We start from the raw sequence: 25,572 nt of genomic DNA, 5'->3' as shown, positions 1-25,572 counted from the left end.
TATACAAACAATTATCAGGAGATTTTAAAATGGTTAAAACAGTTATATGTTCAGTAGGAACAAGTGCTGCAAAATCTTTAGGAATTCACCCAAGAGATTTAATTAATTGGGTTAAAAAACAAAAAAGTATAGAAGATGCTGCTGAAAAAGTATTTTCTACCTTTCGTGAAATTCTTCCTGAAGATGAAAATTTGAAGAACAATTTATCTGCTGAAGTTCACTCTCTTTTTAGGATTGGGATTACTAATGAAGATAGAGTAATTTTGCTTGCTTCAAATACAGATGATGGGTATTGCTGCGCTCTTGCAGTTGAAAAATATCTCAAATATTACCGGGATAACATAGATGTTAAAACTGAAAAAATCCCAGGGCTGCAAGTTGTAGATGCTGAATTGTTCAGAAAAGAAGGTGTTGTTAACTTTGTGAAACGTATTCTTAAAGAAGTTGAAAGTTATGATGCAAGTAATATTATTCTGAATCCAACTGGAGGATATAAAGCTCTAGTTCCTTACACGGTTTTGCTAGGTATGTTGAAAGGAATTAAGTGTGATTACATATTTGAACAGTCAACTAAATTACTAGAATTACCTCCGCTTCCTGTAGAATTTAAGCGATCGCAATTTGACATCTATAAAGATTTATTTGAAAAAATAGAGCGTGAGACAGAAATCTCTCAAGAAGAATGGGAAGAAAGAGTTCCTTATGCAGAAAGAAAAATGTTGGAATCGCTAGTTGAGTTTTCTAATAATCACGTAACTATTTCTGCTGTAGGTTTTTTGTTTCTTGAAGAAATGCGTAAACCTTCTGTATTAGTTCCTTTTCTTTCACAAAAAGCTATCAGAGATTGTTTTGATAACCTGGCACAATTAGATGACTGCGATCCATTTCGGTTTCTATTGCGGGCTGCTACTTCTAAAGATAGTTTTTCGCAATATGAACATATTAATGTTGGAAATGGATTGCGTTGGCTCAAGCCTGGTAGAACAACAGATCGCTATTTAGTATCTGTGGAAGGTTGGCGTTTATTGGTTTGGAGAGCAATTCGTGAAGATCAGGAAGGTGCTGACTATGCAAGTAAGGTTAAAGTTAATCCTGATAGTGAGCGTAGAGCATATTCTCCTTTTATGCGTGTAGATTCTGACAGCTACTACGAGTTCAAATAAAGAAAAATAGCGATCGCACCCTTCCTATTTGCCAAAACCCTCAACCTCGACTTCCCCAATAAGTTAATCTACGTCGTACCCCTGAATTAAGACAACTAGAGTTTCTGCATACTTAATCCCCGCAAGGGGACTGAAACAGGAATCCTGAAAAAGACTTATTTTTTAAAATTGCAGTTTTAGTTTCTGCATACTTAATCCCCTCAAGGGGACTGAAACACGGGTGCGTAGGCTGGAGGTTTATGCGTATCGGCTCAATAAGTAGGAGTAGCAGAGGAAAATAAGCGAAGCAAGGTACACACAGTGTCATAAAATAGGACACATGACGCAAAATCTGATTTCCAAGAACTTTTCAGAACTAGATTTGCTGCAAACCATCGAGCCAAAAGGGATTGCAGATGAATCGATGCGTCATACAGTAGAGCTATTACTCAACTTAATAAAGCAATTACAATCAAAAGTAAAAGGCTGAGAGTCAGTGAATCAACTCACAAGTGACTTACTGGAGCATTTATAACTACCAATTAAATGTAAAAACGCTCTTAATCCCTTTGGTTGCTCATCGATGCCCAAATAACTCTTTTCCCGAAATATGGAGGGGATACAAAATATGTTTATGTCCACAATTATCTAAATATAAATTACACATTTTTGTATGAAAAGACCATTACCTGAGCATGAATCACAAAGATTAGAAGCACTTTTAGAATATAAGATTCTAGACACCCCACCCGAAGAAGCGTTTGACGATCTTACTCAACTAGCTTCATATATTTGTGGAACTCCTATTGCCTTGGTTAGCCTAGTCGATAAAAATCGCCAATGGTTCAAATCCAAAGTAGGTTTAGAGGCATTAGAAACATCTCGTGATATTGCATTTTGTACTCATGCTATCCGACAAAAGGATGTTTTTATCGTTCCTGATGCCACAATTGACGAAAGATTTGCCACCAATCCCCTAGTGGTATCTGACCCTCATGTCCGGTTTTATGCTGGAGTGCCTTTAACTACATCAGAGGGATACGGACTAGGAACGCTCTGTGTAATTGATCACATACCACGGGAACTAACTCCCGAACAGGTAGAAGCATTAAAAATTTTAGGTCGTCAAGTCATCAAGCAACTAGAAATTCGACGCAATTTAGCTAGTTTGGTACTTGCAAGCCAGGAACGCAAACAACCAAAGGAAATACGCATCCAATTTTTCAAAAGGGTTGCAGCAGGATTTGGATTAGCATCAGCAATTTTAGTCATGATTGGTGTTGTTTCTTATCAAAATACGAAACTATTTATTAAAACTAGTAATCAAGTCATAAAAATCCAAGAGCAAATAAACAAGCAAGAAAGATTACTATCTTTAATTAAAGATGCTGAAACTGGACAACGTGGTTACTTGCTGACAGGAAAACAGTCTTATTTAAAACCATATGAAGAATCTGTTGGCAAGATTAATCAAGAACTTCAAACTTTGAAGTCTTTAACAGTAGCACAACCATATCAACAGCAGCAAATCGTCATTCTGGAACGTTTAATAGCAGCTAAACTTTCAGAACTCAAGCAGACTATAGACTTCCGCCAACAGAACAATTTGGAAGCAACCTTGCAGTTAGTGCTGACCAATCAGGGACAGTCTCTCATGGATGATATCCGCAAATTGATCCATGATATGGAAGATGAGAGAAACAAAGTGCTGAAGCAAGAGTCTGCGATAGCTAAAGCTAATGGAAAACAGACAATTGTTAATGTGGCGATTGCCATTTGTTTATGTTCTATTATTCTGGCCTTAGTCTACTACTTCATTTATCAAGAATTTACCAAACGGATACGAACAGAGGCAGCACTGAAAAAAGAACGCAACTTTATCTCAGCAGTCCTAGACACAGCCAGCACCTTAGTTATTGTTCTCGACTCACAAGGGCAAATTGTTCGCTTCAATCAAGCCTGTGAGCAAGTAACGGGTTACTCATTTGATGAGGTGAGAGGTAGGTATCTTTGGAATTTGTTCATCCTTCCCGAAGCAGTAGAGTCCGTCAAAGTATACTTAGGGCAGTTACGAGATCATAAAAGTCCTAAGGAAGTTGAAAACTACTGGGTAAGGAAAGATGGAAGTTTGCGATTGATTAAATGGACAAACACCACCCTAGAAGACGAAGAAGGGACAGTAGAATACATTATCAGTACGGGTATTGACATTACCATTCGCAAACTAACTCAACAGCATCTAGCGGCACAATACGCAGCAACCAGCGCCTTGGCAGAGTCGATCACTATTAGTGAGGCTACTCACCGGATATTACGAGGAATTTGCGAGAATTTAGGTTGGGATTGGGGTGAAATTTGGCTAGTAGACCAACAAGTAAATGTTTTACGTTATCTTGATTGTTGGTATAGAGAAACCCCAGAACTACAAGAGTTTGAAGCAATCACCAAACAAACAAACTTTGCCCCAGGGATGGGTTTGCCTGGTCGTGTCTGGGCTAGTTCTGAACCTGTTTGGCTGACTAGTGTTATTGATGATGCTCACTTTTTGAGAGCAAAAGCTGCGGCTCAAGTAGGACTGCAATCAGCTTTTGCTTTTCCTATATGCAGTGGAAACGAAACTTTTGGAGTCATAACTTTCTTTAACAAAAAAAATCAGCAAGAAGATGCAGATTTGCTCAAGAGTATGATGTCCATTGGTAAGCAGATAGGTCAGTTTATAGAACGCAAGCAGGCAGAAGAAAAAGTTCAACGCCAGAATTGGCGATCGCAATTGTTAGCCGACATCACCCTGAAAATTCGCCATTCTCTACAAATCGATGAAATTCTCCAAACCAGTGTCACAGAGGTGCAGAAGTTACTGCAAGCCGACCGTGTACTGATCCTAGAGTTACAGGCAAATAGCTCATTAACAGCACTAAAAGAAGCATTGATTCCCAGCATCCCTGCGGTTCTGGGACAGAATATTGTTGATCCTTGTTTTACAGAACAGTACATCCAAAAATATCGTCAAGGAAGGATTAGCAGTATTAATGATATCAATCAAGCTAAAATCCAGCCTTGCCATTTGGAATTGCTGCAACAGTTTCATGTCAAAGCTAACCTTGTCATTCCCATTTTCCTCAAAGATAAATTTTGGGGGCTGCTAATTACCCATCAATGCCACAATTCCCGGAATTGGACTACCTGGGAAATTGAACTTTTAAAATCCCTCGCTGACCAAATTGGTATTGCCTTAACTCAAGCCAAATTGCTCCAAGCAGAAACTTTGCAAAGACAAGAACTCGAAGTTGCTCGTCACCAAGCTGAGTTAGCTTCTCTTGCCAAAAGTAGCTTTTTGGCTAACATGAGTCATGAAATCCGCACCCCGATGAACGCCGTTTTGGGAATGACCGGCTTATTGTTAGAAACACCTCTCAATCCAGAGCAGCAAGATTTTGTGGAAACAATTCGTGTGAGTGGAGATGCTCTCTTATCCCTGATCAACGAGATTTTGGATTTATCCAAGCTTGAAGCCGGGGAAATGATGCTCGAAACCCTAGATTTTGAATTATCCACTTGTATTGAGGAAGTTTTGGAATTACTCGCTCCCCAAGCCCATAAAAAAGGATTGGAAATTGCAGCCTTGATTGATCGCAACGTCCCCACTCACCTCCAAGGAGATGCAAGTCGCCTGCGGCAAATTTTGATGAATTTGATCAGCAATGCTCTCAAGTTTACCAGCGTCGGAGAGGTAGTGGTGCGAGCAGAACTGAAATCAGAAAACTATAATACAGCTACGATCCATTTTGCCGTTACAGATACCGGTATTGGCATTAGCCCAGAAGATCAAAACAAACTATTTCAACCATTTACCCAAGTAGATGCTTCCATTACCCGCCAGTATGGTGGTACAGGTTTGGGATTAGCCATTTGTCAATATTTAGTGAATTTGATGGCAGGAGAAATCGGGGTAAAAAGTCAGATAGGTAAAGGATCTAAATTCTGGTTTGAGCTACCTTTTACCAAACAGCCACAGCCTATTTCCCAGCTTCAAAACTGTGAGCTACTCACTGAGCGCCGCTTATTAGTAGTCGATGACAATGCTACTAATCGTAAAATTATCTACCACCAAGCTACTTCTTGGGGAATGCAAGTGGAGGAGGCTAGCGATGCGACTACTGCCTTAAAGGCTTTAGAGATAGCTGCCGAACAAGGGAAGCCCTATGATATTGCTGTGATTGATATGCAAATGCCCCACATAGATGGCTTGACTTTGGGAGTGCAAATTAAGGCAAATGCAGCTATTACTAATATCCCTTTAATTATGTTGACTTCTACTAATCAAAGAGATGAAGTACAACAAGCTTTAAACATAGGATTTGCTAGTTATTTGGTTAAGCCGATCAAGCCATCCCGGTTGTTGGATACAATTATGAATATTTTGAGCAACCAGGCCAAACTAGATTATGTGGAAGTTCTCAAAATTGAGCAACCGTCTGCGAAGAAGGCAGGTAAACAGATAGCTAGTTCTGCTCAATCAAAGCTAAAATTACTAATAGCAGAAGATAATTTGATCAATCAAAAAGTTCTCCTCAAACAGCTTCAGCAACTAGGCTATGATGCCGATACTGTAGCTAATGGTCAAGAAGTTTTGCAGTTATTGGATAAAATTCCCTATGACTTAATTCTCTTAGACTGCCAAATGCCAATTCTAGATGGTTTGGAGACTGCACGACAAATTCGTCGTCGGCAAGCAAGCTCATTTGCAAGCGGTCACCAACCTGTAGTAATTGCTATCACTGCTAACGCCATGAAAGAAGACCAACAAAGCTGTCTAGATGCTGGCATGGATGACTATCTGAGTAAGCCAGTAGTTAAAGATAAGTTAGCAATGGTACTAGAACGTTGGAGTCAGGTGATAGTTACTCAACAAAAAACAATGATTTCAGTGCCAACAACGCCAACAATTTCTGGCACAGATAGTAGTTTGCTCGAGGGTTTAGCAATTAATTGGGATCATCTACATCAACTTTCAGAAAATAATACAGAATTTGAGTTTGAGCTATTAGAAATGTTCGTGGAAGATATCCCGTTTCATGTAGAGACAATCAAAGCCGCAATAGCAATTAATGATTATCGAAAACTGGGGCAAGAAGCCCATCATATTAAAGGCTCTAGTGGTAATATAGGAGCTACAATCATCCAGCAAACAGCAGAGAAACTAGAACAAATGATTCGTAGTCAGGATCTTACTGGTGTAGATAAATTAGTAGCTGATTTAGAAGCATCGCTTCAGGGAATTCAAGCCTTTTTAACCAAGAGAAATCAATCTCAATAAGATTTGCTCATAAATAAACAATAACGGTTATCTGCTATCTGTTCATAGGTCAATTTGTCTGCAATTGCAGATATAATTTTCAAACCTCTTCCCCGTTCTTTATCATTATCCTCTAATTCTGGAGTATCTTGTAATTGTTGAGCTAAATCAAAAGGTTGGCCAAAACACCAGATGCGAATTTCTATGTGTTTATTGAAGCGTATAGCTTCCAATTCAATGGGAGTTAAAGGGGATAAATTCTTGTGTCCATGTTCAACAATATTTATAAATCCTTCTATAAGTATTGTTTGGAGTTGCCACCAAATTTGTTGATCTGGAAAAGGAGGTTGATTAATCTGCTCAAACCAAGATAAAATTTCAGCAGCAGCATCTAAATCTGTATTTACTTTCAAAAAAATTTTACATTCCATTGTTAACCTCTAAAATCATGTCCGGTTGATTATTTATTATGCGTGTGTGCATAAATCTAAACAATTTACCCTTGCTTTTCTGCTGTCTATGTGTTGAAAAACAAGTTATTTCCATAGAATGGAGAACATTACAAAATTTTGACAATTGACCTATTGACATGACAGATATATTTTGATAGGTAATGTAGGATGTTAATTCACATTAAACAATCATAAAAAAGTTCTGTCTTTTTATAGAGATCATTTAATAATTGTTTAATTTACAAAAAAAAGGGAACTATTAATAGAAAACAGGGCATAGAAAGTGTCTTATTCCCTAAAACTTTAGTTCTGAGTTTAAAGCCCAGTCAGAAAAGAAAATTTGTTGAAAACGTAGCCCGAACAACAAAACCTCCAAGTTTTCAATCTCACTCTTTTAAGGGTAGGTTTCACTATTACAGCACTTTGCAACTAAATGAGGTACAGAACCAAGGATTCACAAATCTAATTATTCTTCTTCCTCCTGCCTCCTGCCTTCTGCCTCCTGCCTCAAAACCAGTGACTTTGTACTTCATGCAAAAGAAAACTGCTGTAAGAGTTCTCTCGGAAATTTTTAGTCTTCAATAAATAATTATTCAATTTATTTGGCTACATATGTTTAAAATACTTGTTATTGATGATGATCCCATATTAAGATTAGCATTAAAAAAGTCGCTCCAAAATCAGGGTTATGATACTACTGTAGCTAGTAATGGCAAAGAAGGAATTACACTAGCAAAACAATTACGTCCAGCGCTGATTGTCTGTGACTGGGTAATGTCGGAAATGGATGGTTTAGAAGTATGTCGGTATATTAAAGAAGATCCAGAGTTGGCAACAACATTTTTTATTCTCCTAACTGCAAAGGGAGCGGCTCCAGGAGAAGAAGAGGAACGAGTCAAAGGACTTGATGCAGGTGCGGATGAGTTTGTCTCTAAACCAATAGAGATGAATGAATTGAAGGCAAGAATCAGAGCAGGGTTAAGGCTACACCAGTTAAATCAAGATTTGCAGGCCAAAAAGCAAGCTTTAGAGGAATTAAATCAAACTTTGCAACGCCAAAAGCAAATTTTAGAAACTGAACTAGCTGAAGCGGCTGATTATGTGCGATCGCTTTTGCCAAGCCCACTGGTGGGTACAGTAACGATAGAAGCTTTATTTGTACCCTCAGCACAGTTAGGGGGGGATTGCTTTGATTACTACTGGATTGATGATGAGAATTTAGCAATTTATCTATTGGATGTTTCCGGACATGGAGTGGGTTCAGCACTATTGTCTGTTTCTGTATTGAATGTTTTGCGATCGCAGTCCCTACCCAATACTAACTTTTATCGACCGAATGAAGTCCTCAAAGCACTCAATGACAACTTCCAAATGAGTAGTAATGGAGAAAAATATTTCACAATTTGGTATGGAGTTTATAATCCCGTTAAACGTCAACTAGTTTATGCTAATGCTGGACATCCACCAGCTGTACTGCTATATGGCAACAACACAAGTAGCATGAATATTAAACAACTAACCTCTTTGGATTTACCCATTGGCTTTGTGCCAGATATCAACTTTGATATTGCTGTTACAGAAATTGAGGAAAACAGCACTTTATATATCTTTAGTGATGGTACTTATGAAATTCAACAGCCAGATGGTACTATTTGGGGGTTAAATTCTTTGCTTAATTTACTGAGCAAAAGTAGCAAGACAAATCTTCCTGATCTCAACGAAGTATTAGCTCAAATTATGGAATTGAGCAGTAACCCCCATTTGGATGACGATTTGTCTTTATTACAAGTCAAATTCGGCACGCATCAAATATAACGGCTTATTGTGTTGTCATAACTTGGCGTTGGAATTCTTCCCTATCTTCAAGAATTTGCAGAATTCGATCTACTTTAGTGAGTTCAAATATCATTTTGACTTGAGCATTAATGGAACAGACAAACAGTTTTCCATTAGTTTTTCTCAAACTTTGCATTGCCGACACTAAAGCTCCTAGACCAGAACTATCAATAAAGTTCACATCCTTCATATCAATCAGAATTATTTCTGCTCCTGCACTCACAAGATCGTTAATCTGACGACGTATTTCATTACCTTTGGGTGCATTTATAGTGCCTGATGGTTCAAGTATTTGAATTTGAGAATTCATTGTTTTCTATCCTGTTATAGTGTTGCTAACTTTTAGTTAATAAGTAAGTAGGTCTAATTAATTGTTAGATAGTGGAACAGGCTTCTAGCCTGTTGACGGACAAGATGCCCATTCCACATTTTATATTGAATTGCAACCAGCTACTTATTCAATACTGTTCAGTTAAGAGTTTTCGTAGGTTGGGTTAAGCGATAGAGCAACCCAACAAAAACTTATCAATGTATTTTTTTGGCTTAACCGAAAAATATTGATTTAACATTGCAAGTTTTAAGTGCCTATATCAAATTTTAGCATTAGCTTCAACGTTTGTGGGTGGTTGCCAGACAGAGGCATAAATTATAGACCACAGCAGTGATAAGTTATATAAAGCCCATGCACCGTTGACGAGATAAACTAAAGGAGTTTCTAACTGACCAATAGCAAAGCGGTAAAGGCTCCATAATATTCCTAAAATAGTCAAAACTAAGACAACTAGTTGCGGCAAAATGAGCCGGAGATAAATGCCTGATTGGCGCTGCTTAGGGGTGACTTGAAATTTGATTGATTGTCCAGTAAATACACTCCATACAGCTTGAATTAACAAAGGGAATAAAGCGATCGCATATTGTTCTGAACGCCATAACTCTCTAGCTGGAATTCCCCAACCAGCAGCGAGGAAAGTTAAGCGATTAATTATAAAAGCTGGGAAAAAATGTAAAGCGAACTCAAATCCATCTGTTTTCACTGGGATAATGCCTGTGAAAAAATAGATAATTGGGCAAGAGATAAATATCAAAGTCGCAAAACCAGAAAAATAACTATATATTGTCTTAAAGTAATGCAGACGTTGCCAAAAACTTAGTCCTACTTTCGTAATCGGGTTTTCTCTCACTAAGACTTGAATTGTCCCTTGCGCCCAGCGTAATCGCTGTTTTAGTGTTGAACTCAAATCATCAGGAGCCAAGCCTTCTGCCAAAAGTTCATGATGATAGACAGATTTCCAGCCTGCACTATGCAGACGCATGGCAGTGTTCATATCTTCTGTAATACTATTACTGGATACACCACCAATTAATTCAAATTCATCTAATCGTTTTTCATCTTTAATAAATTCATCGGCAAAATATTGCAGTCCTACACTAATCAATGCTTCTCTTCTGAGGACAGCATTTGTCCCTGTGTAAAAAGCTGCATTCATTCCATCTTTACCCTGTTGGAGAGGCCCATAAAACAAACTGGCTCGATGTCCAAAGGGATCTCCAGGGGGAATGTTGTAAAAATCTTGAGGAGTTTGCACAAAAGCAATTCGGTTTGGTTCGTACTTTCCTGAGAATAAATTATAGGTATAAAAATATGGCAAAACTCGCTTCAGAAATTGAGGTTTGGGAATGTGGTCTGCATCTAGAGTCAGAATAAATTCTCCGACAGTTTCTCCCGAAAAAATTGCATAATTGAGGTTGCCGGCTTTAGCATGGTGAGCTACACCAGGTTGTTTAGGACGAGCAATATAGCGCAACCGAGCGAGTTCAACCAGTTCTAATTCTTTTTTGCTAATCGCTACTTCTAATTTTTGGCGTTCGTTAATTAAACGTTCGTGTAGAGTTGGTGTGGAGGCAGAACTACTATTTTCAGTTTGAGGATTTAACCAAAAAATGAACTGTCGCAAACTCTGCACAAATTTACCAGAAATATCTGCCAAATTATTGACGTTTGTAGAGGATGAGTTTTGCAGCCATTCTTCAGCAGCTTCTAAATCAAGTGCTAAACTTTCTAATTGCTGAAGTCGTTCGATCAGAGTAGATCGCTCTGCCTCAATCCGATTCGCTTCTTGTTGTAATACTGGCGATTGTAAGTCTTCAATACCCAGGCTTTCCGACATAGCTCGCATCTGCTCGGAATTACCATCATCTAGTATATATACACGCAGCTTTGTCGTTGGGTAATCTATTGCTAAAGCTGCTCTGGCAGTTTCTTCTACAATTTCTGGTGGCTCGTTGTAGCAAGTTACAAATACATCCACATCTGGCCAATCAGAGGTAGGTAGAGGTGGATTAAGTTGGTTGAGGGACTTAACCTGTCGGATTATAGGCCGCCACAGTCCAATCACAAACATGACTCCACCGAAATAGCTGTAAATTTCTGCCAATAATAATGGAATAGACAACCACAGCGCATCAAAGTTGACGGAATGGAAAATCCGCCATTGCAAATACCAAAGGCCGAAAATTAAATTTATTTCTGCCAGATAGCGAAACAGCAGTGTTCTTTTTTTCAGCCTTGAGCGGCTGTTACCAGAAAAGGTTGATGAACTATCAATAACGGAAACTGAAGTCATATTAGTACCAAAAGTGAAATCAAAAAATTAGCTAAAAAATTAATGGTTGTTTATTTCTTGCTTTGTAAAGCAAACTTTCTAAAATTACAGCATTAGTATTAACGTCAACTGAGGTATTAATACCCAGTTTTTGATTTTCATATTTTCCAGAAAAGTAGCCGCGATTTTTATCAGCTAAATTCTGAACAGAGTTATGCAGCATTTGAGCATAAGGTTGATCGGGTAATAAAGCCAACCAAGAAAATGCTGCTTTGGTGCTAAGAAATCGGAGTTGAGGATAGGTTTTACCGTTGACATTCTCAGCTTGCCAAGGTTGACCATTGGAGTAGACACTGTAATAAAGAAAATAAGGCGGACGATCTAATGAATCTTCGTTGACGGCTGTTAAAATACCAGTCCGTTGAAATCTTTGTGCTTGTACTTTGAAGAGATTTTGAACTTGGGGTAGCAGCGAATCTGGCCAGCCTATTTCTAAGCCCCAAAGTAGGTAAGGATCATTTGTCAGGTAGTTAGTAGCGCCAGAATTTTTGAGATTGCGTTTGTCTGCTTGCAATGTTATGCCATCTACTTCAACTGTTTGTACAGGTGGTGTAGAAAGAGCATTGGGAGCGTGGATATTCCACAGCTTTAAACTATGGGCTGCGTATTGCTCATAACCCAAACGCCCTTCTTGGACTTCTTGAATTTTTCCGGTGCTTGTAGAAATTCCACCATTTAACCAACCATTTTTTACCAGTCTGGATAAATTCCAGCGAGCTACAATTCGGTTAATGCGATCGCTATACTCTGGATAATGCGATCGCATTACATCCAACGCCAACAAAAACCTCGCTAAATCTAATACTGACCAACCACTCTTGCCTTGTGGATCTGGGCTATCATTGAGCGATCGCATTTGAGCAGTATGGGTGCTATAAGCTTTATTCGGTAAACCTGTAGCTGGTAGTGGCAGAGTTTCTAAAGTCCGCAGCAAAGTATTCATGCGCTGTTGAAACAAGTCAGATGGCAATAAACCTAATTGCCGAGCCGCATGAATTCCTAATAAAGCACTACCTTGATCCCACCAAGTTGTCCACTTGAGGTTATCTACGGAATTCACCAAACCTGTTTGCAGATTCCAATTACGTTCAAAATACTTCCAAGCTGTTTGAGCAGCAATCAAATCTGCTTCTTGAGTCAATCTCAATGGCAAGATATTCCTAGAAGCTGGAACTGGTTTTTTTGGCGTGGTTGTCGGCTTGGGTATGACTAGCAATGGACTAGCAGCAGGGGGAGAAATTTTGGGTATTTCCTCTTTAGGTATAATAGGTACAGTAGGTTCGGAAAACTGAGGTTCAGGATAAAAGTTATCAGGGGCAGCAATAATCTGAGCAGGAATACACGACGGCCATACCTGTTCATTACAGACTAAGGGTTGACCATTAGTTATTGCGTATGATACAAATTCCAGAATCACGCGTATTACCCTTGTTATACTTGTAGATATAGTGTTCCGATTTGATTTATGAATTTTTCGTAGAGGCAGGGAACAGGGAACAGGGAACAGGTAAGAAAAATTTCCGTGTGTACTGAGTCTTGTAAGCGCAAAGCGCAGGCTGCGCCAACATAAACCAAATAGGATTCCTATATCTTACATTATTGAGGTAATGAAACCATTACCTTGCACTAAGTAAAGTTGTTCAGTAAATGTTTATAACTTTATCATGTATAGCAATCCTAATTTTATAAGAGGTAGGTTGAAAACCCCGGAGTAACAGCAACGCAGTTGCGTATTACGTGCTGTCTTACCGGGGATGAAAACCACGCTTGATGGCTTTAGCCTTCAGTGACCTTGTGGGTTTTAGGTTCTGGTAAAGAGTCAATGTGTGTATCCAAAATTTATGTTTAAATAGTGACAGGTTTTATAAAAAAATTCCATTTCTCTACTTAACCATTTTGTAAAGTGTTACTCTCACTGAACACAATACGTAAAATAATATATCTAATATTAGGTATAATTGGCATTTTCAATATTGGCTGTGTATCCGCAGATGCTAACCAACCAGATGAGAACTCGAACTCAGACTCACAATTGATAGAACCAGTCAATATGGTGAAAAATTTGGCAACCTCACGCCAAAATAAAGGAGATATTACAGAAGACTCCGTTTCTGTTTTTCCCAAATTAGATGAGCTTACCCTGAACTCAGTTCCAGAATTGACGGAACAAATTAGAGAACAAATTACAAGTGTTGCAACTCTAGAAAATTTCAACACATTTGCTGACAGCAACTTTCTTCCCCAAAAATTACAATCAACACCAATATTGCTGGCTGCACCCGAAAACTTCAATCCGGCGCTACGGGTAACTCCGAAACCAATATCACCACCACCCCAAAAATTACCACCAACAACTAATAAACCTGAGCAGCCACCATTAGTTTTGGAAAGTATTCAAACAGGTTTTCGTAGCGAGCTAAGTAATTCCGAGCAGCAAAATCAAATTATTGAACCGGTGTTTCAATTTCGGTTGCTTAATGGACAAAAAATCAGGTTAAAAACGGGATTGAATACTTTTAATCAACCTGGATTTGAGTCTATTACAAATATTCCATTTCAGGTGGGATGGGAAGGAAAAACAGGTAAATATACTATACAGGCAAATGCAGGAATTGACGTATTTAATCGGCTACCAACTGCTCTGAATTTCAATGCTCAGATAGATAGACAAATTTTTGTTAACTTCACCCCGACTTATCAATTAAAATCAGGTTTATTCTTATCAGCTTTAGTAGAACAAAGTCCTTATAAGTTTAATGCTAAAACATTAGAAAATCAAATTACAGCTTTACGTTCTGGTCTCAATGTTTATTGGCAAATTGACCCTAATACTAGCTTCTTTTCACTGTATCGTATTGGCTTATATAATGATGATAACTTTGAACAACAGTCTTTTAGCAGGCTAGAACATAAATGGGGTAAATTTTGGTTAGCAGCTAATTTGTTTACTTGGAAATATGCCAATGATAGACAAGATATGAGTGGCTATTTTTCTCCCCACGATTTCCTAGTTTATAATGGCGAAATTGGGTGGGGAGGAGATATTTTCTCTTTTTTGAATTGTCGGTTAAATACTACTTTGGGACAACAACAACTTAATGGAAAAACCACTGGTGTAAATAGTTATCAAACTCGTTGTACAGCTAAAATATCACCAAATATAGATTTAGATTTGGGCTATGGTTTTAGTAATGTTCGTAATTTAGATACGGGGGATAGTTCTTACAATAATAAGACTTTTACTGGTCAATTACAGGTAAAATTTTAACCTAACTAATAGATAATTTTCTATATGTGTTAATGCTTCTGTAAAAATGTTGTTTAAAAAATCACAAGGAGACTAAAAACAATGAATTCTGATTTTGAACCACCACCAAAAAATCTATCTATTTTGGCTACAGTTGGCGGAGTTGTAACTGCTGTAATAGCGATCGCTCTTTTAAATTATTTGTCAAAGCATCTTGCTACTACCAGTGTTGTCCAAAAACCAGAAATATCCGCATCTCCAAATCCTACTCCTGGAAATCAAACTGAAGATATTGCCCAACTTGATGCTAAATCAATGGTTCTAGCAGGTCAACCGATTAGTCCTGATGAACTGAAAACAGCCAAAATTCCCTATATTGCATCAGGAACTGGGACATTGACCGCAGATGAAACAGCGATCGCTCGTCAGGCTTGGTTATACTTCCAGCGCAACTGGAATAATGAAACTGGTTTGGTTAACTCCGTTGATGGTTTTGCTTCTGTCACCATGTGGGATCAAGCAGCAGCGATCGCAGCTTTGGTGAGTGCTAGAGAACTGAAAATTATTACACCAGCAGAATTTGATACCAAGATGAGTAAGGTGCTGAAAACTCTAGCATCCATGCCTTTGTATAAAGGAGAATTACCTAATAAAGTCTATAATTCTCAAACTCTTATACCAGTAAATTATGGTCAATTAGATAAAAAAGAAGAAATTGGTTGGTCAGCTATAGATTTAGGACGTTTGGCTATTTGGCTGAAGATTGTCGGCGCAAAATATCCCCAAATGCGATCGCAAACAGAAGCCGTTTGGAAACATTGGCAAGTCAAGCGTCTGGTCAAAAACGGGCAAATGTACGGTACTTCCGTTGTTTCTGGTAAAGAACAGTACAACCAAGAAGGGCGCTTAGGTTATGAAAACTATGCCGCCTATGGTCTAAAACTGTGGGGATTGGATGTTAAGCAAGCCTTGGATTATCAATCCAAAACAGCCTTTGTCAATCTTTATGGACAGGGAGTTCCCTACGATAAACGCGACTATAAAAACTCTGGCGCGAATAATTACGTCCTCAGCGAGCCTTATATTTTAGATGGGATTGAAACTGGTTTTCAAGCTTTACCTAAAGCATACTCCGACCGAATTTTAGCTGCTCAAGAAGCCCGCTATCAAAAAACAAAAATTTTAACTGCTGTTACAGAAGATAACTTAGATCGCGCTCCCTACTTTGTTTACAGCAGCTTATTTGTTAACGGAGAACCTTGGGCAACCATCACTGATACGGGGACTAAATATAACAATTTACGATTCCTCAGTGCTAAAGCAGCTATCGGCTGGAACGTACTTTACAATACAGATTACACACGCCAGTTATCTCAATTTGTGCAAACCAATCTCAAATCTGATAAGGGCTGGTATAACGGATTTTACGAATCTTTAAAAGAGCCAAACAAAGCATTAACAGCTAATAATAATGGTGTTATTTTAGAAAGTTTACTGTATAAAAAAGTAGGTAAACCCCTTACAGTTTGGTCAGGAATAACTGCGAAGTAGGAGAAGTAGGAGAAGTAGGAGAGGTAGGGGAGATAAAAATAACCCAATCACCAATCACCAATCACCAATCACCAATCATGCAACAACAACGCCATAAAGACAAGCTATTGAGAGGGATTGCATTATTCCTCAGTGGGGTATTTCTGCAATTTTTGTTTCATATACCAACAGTATCTTTAGCCCAAAATTCTGCTGCTAATGCTAATAGCTGTAGTCAAATTACAGCGCCTCTAACACCAGAAGAGCAAACTTATGCTCGTGCAGCTTGGCAGTATTTTGTTAATAACTATCAGGCAAATACTGGATTTACTAATTCTACAGGTGGTTATCCCTCTGGTACTCTTTGGGATATTGGTAATTACCTGATGGCTTTGAATGCAGCTAGATGGATTAACCTCATTGACCAATCTGAATTTGATTCGCGCTTAAACAAGTTCCTTGCTTCTTTAAGTAATCTGAAGCTATTTGAAAATGCGTTGCCAAATAAAGTCTATAACGCAGCTACGGGAGAGATGACTGATTACGGCAACAAACCCCAAGAAAGAGGTATTGGCTGGTCTGCTTTAGATGTTGGGCGCATTCTAGCTGCATTTCACGTTATTCGCACCTGTCATCCTCAATACAATGATTGGCTTAAGGGGATTCTAGCCAAATGGCAGTTGGCGCGATCGCTCAAAGATGACCAACTCTACGGAGCAGTTGTTTTACCTGATGGTAAGACTTTGTTGGTGCAAGAAGGACGACTAGGGTATGAAGAATATGCTGCCAGAGGTTATGAACTGTGGGGTTTTAAAGCTGCCAAAGCTTTAGCGTTAGAGCCTTTTAAGTTTGTAGAGGTGAACGGTGTGGAAATTCCCGTTGATACCCGTGACTATCAAAGCACTAATGCTAACAATTATGTAGTCAGTGAATCTTACATTCTTGATGGTATCGAATTTGGTTTAGAAGGGTATTTAAAAGAATACGCTGCCAACGTTTTGGAGGCGCAAAAACGCCGCTTTGAGTCTACGGGACAGTTGACCGCTGTTTCCGAAGACAACATTGATCAACCTCCTTATTTTATTTACAACACTGTTTATTCTAATGGCGTTGCCTGGGCAGCAATTACAGAAAATAATCAACCTTACCCCCAATTTCGGAATGTTAGCACTAAGGCTGCATTCGGCTGGCGCTATCTTTACCCAGATAATGCTTACGCGCAAAAAGTTTTTGACGCGGTGAAGGATTTACGTGACCCTAATGGTGGTGGTTTCTACGCTGGGCTATATGAGGAAACAAAGAAACCCAACAAATCTCTGACAGGCAATACCAATGGTCTAATTATGGAGATTTTATATTACAAAGCCAGAGGAAACCGCCCATTGATTGGTAGTAGTGGGGTGAGTTTTGCACAGATGCCGTCTGGTAATTCTACACCAACGGCATCAACTCCACCTCAAAATCCCGTACCTATAGCGGTTGCACCGACCAAGGCCGATACAGCTTCTAGCCCAGCATTGCTCATAGTTAAACCTATTCCACCGCTGGCTAATCCCAAACCACCCTCACCATTATCTCAACCTTTAACACTCACCCAAAAACGTTATGCTCAAGCGGCCTGGAATTATTTCCAAGCTAATTATCAGTCTACAACTGGACTGGTGAGCGATCGCTCTGATGTCAAAGGATCAACCCTCTGGGGTTTGGGAGATTATCTAACAGCCCTCAATGCAGCATGGGCATTAGATATAATTTCTCCCAAAGAATTTGACCAGCGTACGCGCCAGTTGTTAGGTGCTTTAGCTCAAATTCCCTTGTTTGCGGGAGAATTACCAAGTCGAGGCTATGATCCGCGCACATTGCAACCAGTAGATTATGGTGGTAATTCAGTTCCTGAAGGTACTGGTTGGTCGTCTTTAGATGTAGGCAGGATATTGGCAGCCCTTTATAATTTGAAGACTGATCATCCTGAATATACAGGAGTTGTGGATCAAATTGTTTTGGATTGGTCATACTTGCGGGTTGTGCGGGATGGGATGCTTTCGAGTGCTAATGTCACCAAAGATAAAAATGGGCGATCGCTTCCCCGAATTACTCCTGAAACCCGTTTAGGCTATGAGGAATATGCAGCGCGGGCTTTTCAATTATGGGGTTTTGATGTGAATAAATCTGCTGTCGGAGGTGAATATAAAACCGCCTCGGTGGAGGGAGTAGCAGTCCCAGTTGAACGTATCCGCACAGATACAAAATCAAAAGTTAATCAATACACCGTTAGTAATCCATTCTTGCTGTATGCTTTGGAGTTTGGTTTAGATCCACAAATGCGATCGCTCTTTACAGCCATTTATAAGGCTCAAGCTGAACGCTACCGCAACACTGGGACTCTTACTGCCTCAGCTACCACTTTAATTGAGCGTCAACCCTACACCGTCCACAGTTCAATTATCGGTCAAAATCAGCCTTGGGTGGCGTTAGGAGATGATGGCAAACCTCTACCAGAGGGAAGATTAGTAAGTTCGGCTGTGGCATTTGCCTATTATGCCTTACTGCCAGAAGATAGCTACACTCAGGAGTTAATTAAGGCCACAACTGACTTATATAACCCTTTGCTGGGTTTTTATGAAGGTTTTTATGAAAAAACAGGCAAAACTGCTGTTGGTTTCACTAGCAGCACTAACAGTATGATTCTGCAATCTTTGCTGTATACGGCAACAAAGCAGCAGCCTCTCATCCGTCCCAATACCGCTATGAATTCACCTTGGTGGCAAGCGATCGCTAAGGGTGATTCTGGTCGTGGTTTACCTAATACTGCTACTCAACAATCCCAGTTCGTCACTAACGATTCTGAAAATTATTGGGTTACAACAAAATATAGCAGGTGACTCTTGACAGTCTGAAGAGTCTTTTGGTGTCTAGGTTTTATAATCAGTAGGTGTCCTAACCGCCCTGTGCGTTGCTATAACTTCCGTTGGCAATACCTTAGCCAAATTACGAAGTGTGACTTGCACCATAACCGATCAAGAGATTTATCAAAACTCAGCACACAGCACTCCTGAACAAATTTTCCCACTTGACACCTGCTAGGCTAGATAAAACAATATCAGCAGCCCCCACTCTCTCAACAGGCCCTAGTCCTACCGCCCACATTCCCGCTGCTTTAGCTGCCTGAATACCTGCCGCTGCATCTTCAAAAACTACACATTGACTAGGTGGGATTCCTAACTGTTTGGCGGCATAAAGAAATAAATCCGGGGCTGGTTTGGGTTCTTGGACACTATAACCATCAGCCACAGCATCAAATTTATCAGCAATTCCTAATCGTTCAATGACCACACGAGCATTTTTACTCGCTGAACCAAGAGCTATTTTGATTCCAGCTTGGCGCAATTCATCCAACAGAGGAACCACCCCAGGTAACAAATCCTTAGATGTGATGTTGTGAATCAATTTCACATAATAGTCGTTTTTGCGTTCCATCATTTCCTGAATTTGCACTTCTGAATATCGTCTATCACCAATAATCAACATCAGAGAAGCGCGACGAGAAACACCCCGCAACGCTTCATTGGCTTGACGGTTAAAAGGTATACCCTCTTCATCTGCTAACTTTTGCCAAGCTTGGTAGTGATAGTCTGCGGTATCTGTCAACACACCATCTAAATCAAAGATAATTCCTCGGATGTTGGGAACTTGGGGAGATAGAGTGGAGGGACGTAAATCAAAATCGTGCCATTTACCGTGCCAGTGTAACTTAAATTGGAGACGTGTCCAACCTGCTGGTAAGTGGGGATTAGCTACAGGGACATTTTCCTGAAATTGGATACCACCAAATCCGAAAACTATAACCTGCCAAATTCCCCCAGCACTAGCACCGTGAATCCCATCTTGAGTGTTACCGCGTTTATCTTGCAAATCCACCATAGCCGCTTGCATAAACAGATTATATGCTTCCTGTGATTTGCCTAAATCGGCGGCTAAAATCGCGTGAATTGCCGGCCCGAGAGAAGAACCATAGGTGATATCTGTGCGGGGTGCGTAGTAGTCCCAATTTGCTTGTAATGTTTTCTGATTGTAGGGAAATTCAGCAGATTCTCGCATGAGATAAAGTAGCATTAACACATCTGGCTGCTTGAGAACTTGGCGTTTGTTGGCTCCTTCAATTCCCAAAATGACTTGCATTGACTTTTGCCGTGGTTCGTAGTCGGCTAAATTGATATCTTCTAATTGGAAAAATCCCTCACATTGCTCAATTAATTTTGTTTCTGGGTTGTAGGAAATCCAAATTTTGTTAATGATTTCTTGCCAATGAGTTCTGATTTTAGTTGTAAGTTGCAATTTTTCTGCTAATTCCGCTGCTTTTTCTGGGAACTGACGACGTAACCAATCATCAACTAGACAAGCTTTTTCTAAATGCCATTGCACCATGCGGTTAGTGAAGCTATTGTTATGTACTAACTCGTGATATTCATCTGCACCTATCACCCCGCGAATTTCATACCGTTGAGCTTGAGAATTAAACTCAACGCGGCTACTCCAGAAAATAGCGGTATCCAAGATCATCTCTGCACCATAATCTCGCATCCACTCATCATCCCCAGTTACCTGCCAGTAGTTCCAAGCCCCATAGGTAATATCTGCACTAATATGAATTTCCCGATCCCGACACCAAATCCGCACATCTTCAGCATAAAAATCATTCGGTAGTGACCATCTAGGTGTGACTTCATCTCCTGTCACAGCACTTTCCCAAGCAAACATCGCCCCTTGATATCCATAATGAAGCGCCTTGCGTCGCGCTCCATTTAAAGTGTGATAGCGGTAACTGAGCAGATTTCGAGCTATGGCTGGTTGGGTGAAAGTAAAAAATGGCAGGATAAAGATTTCTGTATCCCAAAAAACATGACCATGATAGCCAAATCCAGACAGAGTTTTAGCGGGAATACTCACCTTTTCATCATCACGGGGAGCAGCAATTAGTAATTGAAATATGTTGTAGCGAACTGCAAAAGCGGCGGTAATATCACCCTCAATCACAACATCACTTTGTTGCCAAACCTCAGCCCAAGCTTTTTCATTGGCATTGCGGAGGGTGATATAGTCTGGTAGTTGGGCGAGTTTTGCTGGTGCTGTTGTCACGGGTTCCTCAACATCCCGCGAGGTAAAAACTGTCACAATTTTCTCTAACGTCACAGTCTGTTCTGGTTCAGCGAAGAAAGTAGCGCTGACGGTAGGATAGCCCGGTGCAGTATTAACTTGCAGCGCCGCTTCAGTTCCTGATATGATCATCCGCGCCGCCATGCCGATATCTATCTGTGTGTTGCGGGTGCGACTGTGTAACCAGAACCCTTTGTCAATCTTACCTTGGTCTAGTCCTTCCCAATGATTGAAACCTTGATTTTCAGGGTAGCCATTAATACTAGCTTCTATTTCGATTAACCCATGAAAATCTACTGGTGTTAACTGGCAGCGTTGCCCTAATACATGGTGATCTGCTAGGCTGGCAAAGCGTTCAAAATTGATATCTATGTTCTTTCCTTTGGGACTACGCCAACGCACAGAACGGCTGAGAACTCCCTGACGCAGGTCAAGTTGTCTTTCATATGCTAGTATTTGACCTTGGTCAAGGCGGAAGCGTTCCCCATCAATTATTACTACCAATGGTAGCCAATCTGGACAATTAGCGAGTTCGGTATAAACTACCGGCACATCATCATAAACACCATGAATAAAAGTCGCTGATAAAGCGCGAGGATAGCCTTCTTCAAAACTTCCTCTTGTCCCTAAGTAGCCATTACCGATGGTGAAAATTGTTTCTCTAGGGTGCAATAGCTCAGGGTTAAACTGGTTTTCAATTAATATCCAGTCTGTGTAGATAAAATCGTGAAAAATACCTGTCATATTCATATTTGGGATAATTAAATTCTCATCTTAGTGAGGGCTTTAAACCTGAAATTCGGGCTTTAGCCCTGACTACTAACTTTTAATTATTTACGTTACTCTACTTGATTTGTTAATGTTTAATGAGAGTATGGCGATCCATATGTTGAGCCAGAATTTTTTCGGTTCTGGGTTTATAGATGAGATGGAATAAAGTTTCCATATATCGATCTCTGGCTTCGTGATCTTCTGGTGCGACAAAATTCCAAAAACTAAACATTTTCGCTAGTAAAAGCAATTGTTCGGTGTGTAAATTCCAGTTGTATTTATGACGAATTCTTTGAATCATCCATTGGGAAGTTGTCTGCCAATATTCGGGGTTTTTATCACATTGATCTAGAAAGTTTAAAATTGTTGTTGCTGTTCCTGCTAAATCTGTTGGGTTAAGATGAAATTTTCCGTCCTGATTATCAATAATTTCTAAGGCTCCACCAAATTTAGTTGCAAAGGTTGGTAAGCCAGAAATCATCGCTTCTAAAATGCTCCGCCCGAAAGATTCATAAAGAGCAAAGTGGACATAAATACCTTGATGGTCGGCAATTATGCGGTAAGCTTCACCCATGTTACGACTAGGGAAGCGCATTCCTATCCAACGGACTTTACCTTGGATATTATATTGATTAATAATTTCATGGAGTTTTTCTATTTCTCTTGCATCTTCTGAGTTAGTCGATTGATCAGGATGTACTTTACTAGTTAATAAAATTAGGTTACAGCGTTCTTGTAATTCCTGACTTTGACCAAAACATTCAGCTAATCCAGTGAGATTTTTAATTGATGTGACGGGAGTAACCGCAAAGATTGGTCTTTTTTTGAGGTCATCTAAGTGACCAATAATTTTGTCATCCTCACGGACAAAAAGCAGGTCTTGAATATCTTGGCGCTGGAGTGGATTTCGGTTTTCTGTTTGGCTGTATGGAAAAAAGAAAGTTTCACTGACTCCCGGTGCTACCATGTTGAATTTAGGACTAAATAAATCAATCCCATTAATTACATGATATAACTGGGGCATGGTAAAACAATTGTAAGATTCGTACTGCCCTATTGTGTCTGGTGTACCGAGAATTTCTTGATAGGATGATGCTATAATAAAATCCGCTGAATTCATGCTGATTAAGTCGGCAGTGAATTGGGCAGAGAAATGATATTTTTCTTCTAAGTCTTGCCAATATAAGTTACTAAATAGATATTTGGGTTTTTCTAGAGAATGAGCAATGTTGCATTGGGTGACTTTCAGTCGTCGGGAGAGGAGAAAGGCGACTAAGTTACCATCACTGTAGTTGCCGATAATTAGATTGGGTTTACCTTTAAATTGGGCTAATAGTTCTTTTTCGGCATCGTGGGCAAATGTTTCTAGATAAGGCCAAATTTCAAATTTAGAAATCCAGTTATTGGTCACTTCTGGATTAAATTCTGCAAAGGGAATTCGCAAAATCCAGGCGTTTTCTGTATTGTGAACTTTTTCTAAACGCAAGTCACAAAATGTCTCTTCGCAATTGGGGATGAGGCGGGTGAGAATAATTACATGAGGTTTAATACCTAATATGTCAAGACCTGCAAGTTTGATTTCCTCTCGCAGTTTGTTTTCTAAGCTGCGTGCTTGTTCGAGGACATAGATAACTTGACCTAATGTTTCATCTCTTCCTAAAACATCTTCTTGCGCTACCCAGCCATGTATGGAAATAAGAACAACACGAAAAACGGCGGGGATACGCGCCACAAAGGCTTCCAGGATTGAGGGTTGGGGGGTGTCGATGAGTCTTTGTAGAAGTTCTAGGGTTTCTCGAATTCGCCCTGCATTGTTACCCCAGCCAGCTTCTAAACCGAGTTCTTGGAGGTGAAGGCGGAATTCTGCGTAGGGTTCGTCAGGGGGTCTTGCACTCAAAAAAGCGATCGCTGGCTTAATTTGTTTGGCTAGTTCGATTCCTGAGTGAATGCGTGGGCTAATTAGGAGCCGTATGCCATTGTATTGCAATCTTTGTAATGCTTGAAACAAAAGCTCTAACCAATATTCAGGGTCATTGACAACTTGATTGCAGAGGTAATGGTTGAGGAAGGCTAGACCTTGACCAATGTTTCTGGAGTCGCTGATGCTGGGGGATGTTTGGTAAAAGGGGTGGAGGTCAATTTCTAAAAGGTCGGGTTGGTAGCGGTTGACTAAGCGATCGCGCACATCTAATAATTCTTTGGGTGTCATCAGATCAAACCCACTGCAATCTGCGGTTAGTCGCCACACTTCTTGGCTTGCTATCCTCGGTCTGACCACAAACCAAGTACTTTGGTGGTCAAGAATTATTTCATGGGTGTAGTGTATGAGTGTGCCGACTGAGGAAGAGTGATAAAAATAAGTAGGTTTTTGGGATTGATGACAGTAATTTGCAAAAGCTTGCAAAATTTCATTTCTCAGAAAGTAAGATTTCTCTGTAGTACCTAAAGTCAAGATAAACTGCTGAAGTGCGGTTTTTTCCTCACTATTTAAAACAGTTTTCACTAATTCATACATAGCAAATTCCTAAATTCTAGCTAGGCTACACCCTCATTTTTTTTCTCCTCAAAAACTGTAGTTCTAGATGATGGTTTTTGTGAGGTGCATTTTCTCTTTGAAGATAAACAATTGGTAATATTTATCGCATCTGGCTCAAGTATGAAACCCTATTTCATTCCCCAGATATAGCCGTGGACAGGGTGGTCAGGACATCAATTGATAATGAAACTCTCACTACAAGAGGGTTTTACTCCTGAATCGATAGCGCAGCGTGGCGTAAGCCATAGGTCTGCGAAGCGTCTCCTGACTCCTGCTATATATAGCAATCCGGTTTCCTATATCTACCTCTCCTATTCCCTGCCCACACAAGTAAATTTAGTAATCAAACTGGATTCCTATAGTTGATGTGGCATTATATGTCCGGTTATTCACTTCAGCATATCCTTAGAGATAGATTTATGATTAGGGCTGACGGGTCGAGTTTTTTGATCAGTTATTAGCCGGACTTGATATTAGTCATACGCCCCCGTAAGGAAGACATAAAAATCAAATGGAAGTCTTATCACATCACTAATTAATGACACTTTCGGAGGTTCATATATGCTGAACACAGTTTTGTCAACTACTGTACACTATAATTTTTTTAGAGAAAAATTTGCCAATTTGGCTAAATAGACTACAAAAAAATAGTATCCTGCATATCATGTGAGTGTCTGTGTTCCCTATTTTCTAATCACAAGATTGACTTGGGCGCTAAAGTCAGGGCATAGGTTTAGAATTTGCGTACAGGTAAGGGAAAATGGGTAAGTTAAGTAGTGCTAAGTCCTGAGTAAACTCCTAAGTAGGTGGGCGTTAAAAATATAAGTTAGACCTAATCCCCCACCTTCCCTACCAGGGAAGTGGGAGTCAAAGCCTCTCCAGCAATAAAAGCTGCTCCTCTCCTTGTAGGGAGGGGTAGGTGAGAGGTTTGGAGAGAGGTTTTAT

The 25,572-nt window shown here is 39.8% G+C and carries 13 protein-coding genes; 7 read left to right on the top strand and 6 right to left on the bottom strand.

Annotated elements, in window-relative coordinates:
- The first annotated feature begins 29 nt into the window (after positions 1-29).
- The 3 genes from H6G59_RS01070 (at position 30) to H6G59_RS01060 (ending at position 6,459) form a co-directional block, all read left to right on the top strand.
- Complete coding sequence (locus H6G59_RS01070; RefSeq protein WP_190711326.1) at positions 30-1,163, top strand: putative CRISPR-associated protein; 1,134 nt, start codon at positions 30-32, stop codon at positions 1,161-1,163.
- 319 nt (positions 1,164-1,482) lie between these two features.
- A complete protein-coding gene (locus H6G59_RS01065) occupies positions 1,483-1,632 on the top strand; it encodes a hypothetical protein (RefSeq protein ID WP_190711325.1) in 150 nt (49 codons plus the stop codon).
- 183 nt (positions 1,633-1,815) lie between these two features.
- On the top strand, positions 1,816-6,459 hold the full coding sequence (locus H6G59_RS01060; protein WP_190711324.1) for a GAF domain-containing protein: 4,644 nt from the start codon (positions 1,816-1,818) through the stop codon (positions 6,457-6,459).
- Here the strand turns inward: H6G59_RS01060 and H6G59_RS01055 are convergent.
- Positions 6,453-6,869: an ATP-binding protein gene (locus H6G59_RS01055; RefSeq protein ID WP_190711323.1), complete on the bottom strand. Its 417-nt coding sequence runs from the start codon at positions 6,867-6,869 to the stop codon at positions 6,453-6,455. The two genes, H6G59_RS01060 and H6G59_RS01055, sit on opposite strands and share 7 nt — an antisense overlap.
- A 633-nt stretch (positions 6,870-7,502) precedes the next feature.
- Between H6G59_RS01055 and H6G59_RS01050 the strand changes: the two genes are divergently transcribed.
- A complete protein-coding gene (locus H6G59_RS01050; protein ID WP_190711322.1) occupies positions 7,503-8,705 on the top strand; it encodes a SpoIIE family protein phosphatase in 1,203 nt (400 codons plus the stop codon).
- A gap of 4 nt (positions 8,706-8,709) precedes the next feature.
- Here the strand turns inward: H6G59_RS01050 and H6G59_RS01045 are convergent, their stop codons facing one another.
- The 3 genes from H6G59_RS01045 to H6G59_RS01035 form a co-directional block, all read right to left on the bottom strand.
- Positions 8,710-9,036 carry an STAS domain-containing protein gene (locus tag H6G59_RS01045; protein ID WP_190711321.1) on the bottom strand — a complete coding sequence of 109 codons (327 nt, stop codon included), beginning with the start codon at positions 9,034-9,036 and terminating at the stop codon, positions 8,710-8,712.
- 280 nt (positions 9,037-9,316) lie between these two features.
- Positions 9,317-11,350: a glycosyltransferase gene (locus H6G59_RS01040; protein ID WP_190711320.1), complete on the bottom strand. Its 2,034-nt coding sequence runs from the start codon at positions 11,348-11,350 to the stop codon at positions 9,317-9,319.
- Between the two features lie 31 nt (positions 11,351-11,381).
- On the bottom strand, positions 11,382-12,806 hold the full coding sequence (locus H6G59_RS01035) for a DUF3131 domain-containing protein (protein WP_199331877.1): 1,425 nt from the start codon (positions 12,804-12,806) through the stop codon (positions 11,382-11,384).
- Between the two features lie 633 nt (positions 12,807-13,439).
- Between H6G59_RS01035 and H6G59_RS01030 the strand changes: the two genes are divergently transcribed.
- The 3 genes from H6G59_RS01030 (at position 13,440) to H6G59_RS01020 (ending at position 19,048) form a co-directional block, all read left to right on the top strand.
- Positions 13,440-14,657: a hypothetical protein gene (locus tag H6G59_RS01030; RefSeq protein ID WP_190711319.1), complete on the top strand. Its 1,218-nt coding sequence runs from the start codon at positions 13,440-13,442 to the stop codon at positions 14,655-14,657.
- A gap of 81 nt (positions 14,658-14,738) precedes the next feature.
- A complete protein-coding gene (locus H6G59_RS01025) occupies positions 14,739-16,187 on the top strand; it encodes a DUF3131 domain-containing protein (RefSeq protein WP_190711318.1) in 1,449 nt (482 codons plus the stop codon).
- Positions 16,163-19,048: a DUF3131 domain-containing protein gene (locus tag H6G59_RS01020; protein WP_242038748.1), complete on the top strand. Its 2,886-nt coding sequence runs from the start codon at positions 16,163-16,165 to the stop codon at positions 19,046-19,048. The genes H6G59_RS01025 and H6G59_RS01020 overlap by 25 nt, the downstream gene beginning before the upstream one ends.
- A gap of 154 nt (positions 19,049-19,202) precedes the next feature.
- On the opposite strand, the gene pgmB is transcribed toward H6G59_RS01020, so the two are convergent.
- Complete coding sequence (gene pgmB / locus H6G59_RS01015; protein WP_422601601.1) at positions 19,203-22,064, bottom strand: beta-phosphoglucomutase; 2,862 nt, start codon at positions 22,062-22,064, stop codon at positions 19,203-19,205.
- Positions 22,065-22,176: 112 nt separating this feature from the next.
- Entirely contained in the window at positions 22,177-24,606 is a 2,430-nt protein-coding gene (locus tag H6G59_RS01010) for a sucrose synthase (RefSeq protein WP_190711316.1), read from the bottom strand.
- Positions 24,607-25,572 lie beyond the last annotated feature (966 nt).

The sequence above is a fragment of the Anabaena lutea FACHB-196 genome, assembly GCF_014698305.1.
GTDB lineage: Bacteria > Cyanobacteriota > Cyanobacteriia > Cyanobacteriales > Nostocaceae > Anabaena > Anabaena lutea.
The sequence above is the reverse complement of the archived record's forward strand: the minus strand, read 5'-3'. Positions and strand labels throughout refer to the sequence as shown.

Coding starts and splice junctions, on each gene's coding strand:
- H6G59_RS01070 (WP_190711326.1), top strand. CDS start 30: ATGGTTAAAACAGTTATATGTTCAGTAGGAACAAGTGCTGCAAAATCT.
- H6G59_RS01065 (WP_190711325.1), top strand. CDS start 1,483: ATGACGCAAAATCTGATTTCCAAGAACTTTTCAGAACTAGATTTGCTG.
- H6G59_RS01060 (WP_190711324.1), top strand. CDS start 1,816: ATGAAAAGACCATTACCTGAGCATGAATCACAAAGATTAGAAGCACTT.
- H6G59_RS01055 (WP_190711323.1), bottom strand. CDS start 6,869: ATGGAATGTAAAATTTTTTTGAAAGTAAATACAGATTTAGATGCTGCT.
- H6G59_RS01050 (WP_190711322.1), top strand. CDS start 7,503: ATGTTTAAAATACTTGTTATTGATGATGATCCCATATTAAGATTAGCA.
- H6G59_RS01045 (WP_190711321.1), bottom strand. CDS start 9,036: ATGAATTCTCAAATTCAAATACTTGAACCATCAGGCACTATAAATGCA.
- H6G59_RS01040 (WP_190711320.1), bottom strand. CDS start 11,350: ATGACTTCAGTTTCCGTTATTGATAGTTCATCAACCTTTTCTGGTAAC.
- H6G59_RS01030 (WP_190711319.1), top strand. CDS start 13,440: ATGGTGAAAAATTTGGCAACCTCACGCCAAAATAAAGGAGATATTACA.
- H6G59_RS01025 (WP_190711318.1), top strand. CDS start 14,739: ATGAATTCTGATTTTGAACCACCACCAAAAAATCTATCTATTTTGGCT.
- pgmB (WP_422601601.1), bottom strand. CDS start 22,064: ATGACAGGTATTTTTCACGATTTTATCTACACAGACTGGATATTAATT.
- H6G59_RS01010 (WP_190711316.1), bottom strand. CDS start 24,606: ATGTATGAATTAGTGAAAACTGTTTTAAATAGTGAGGAAAAAACCGCA.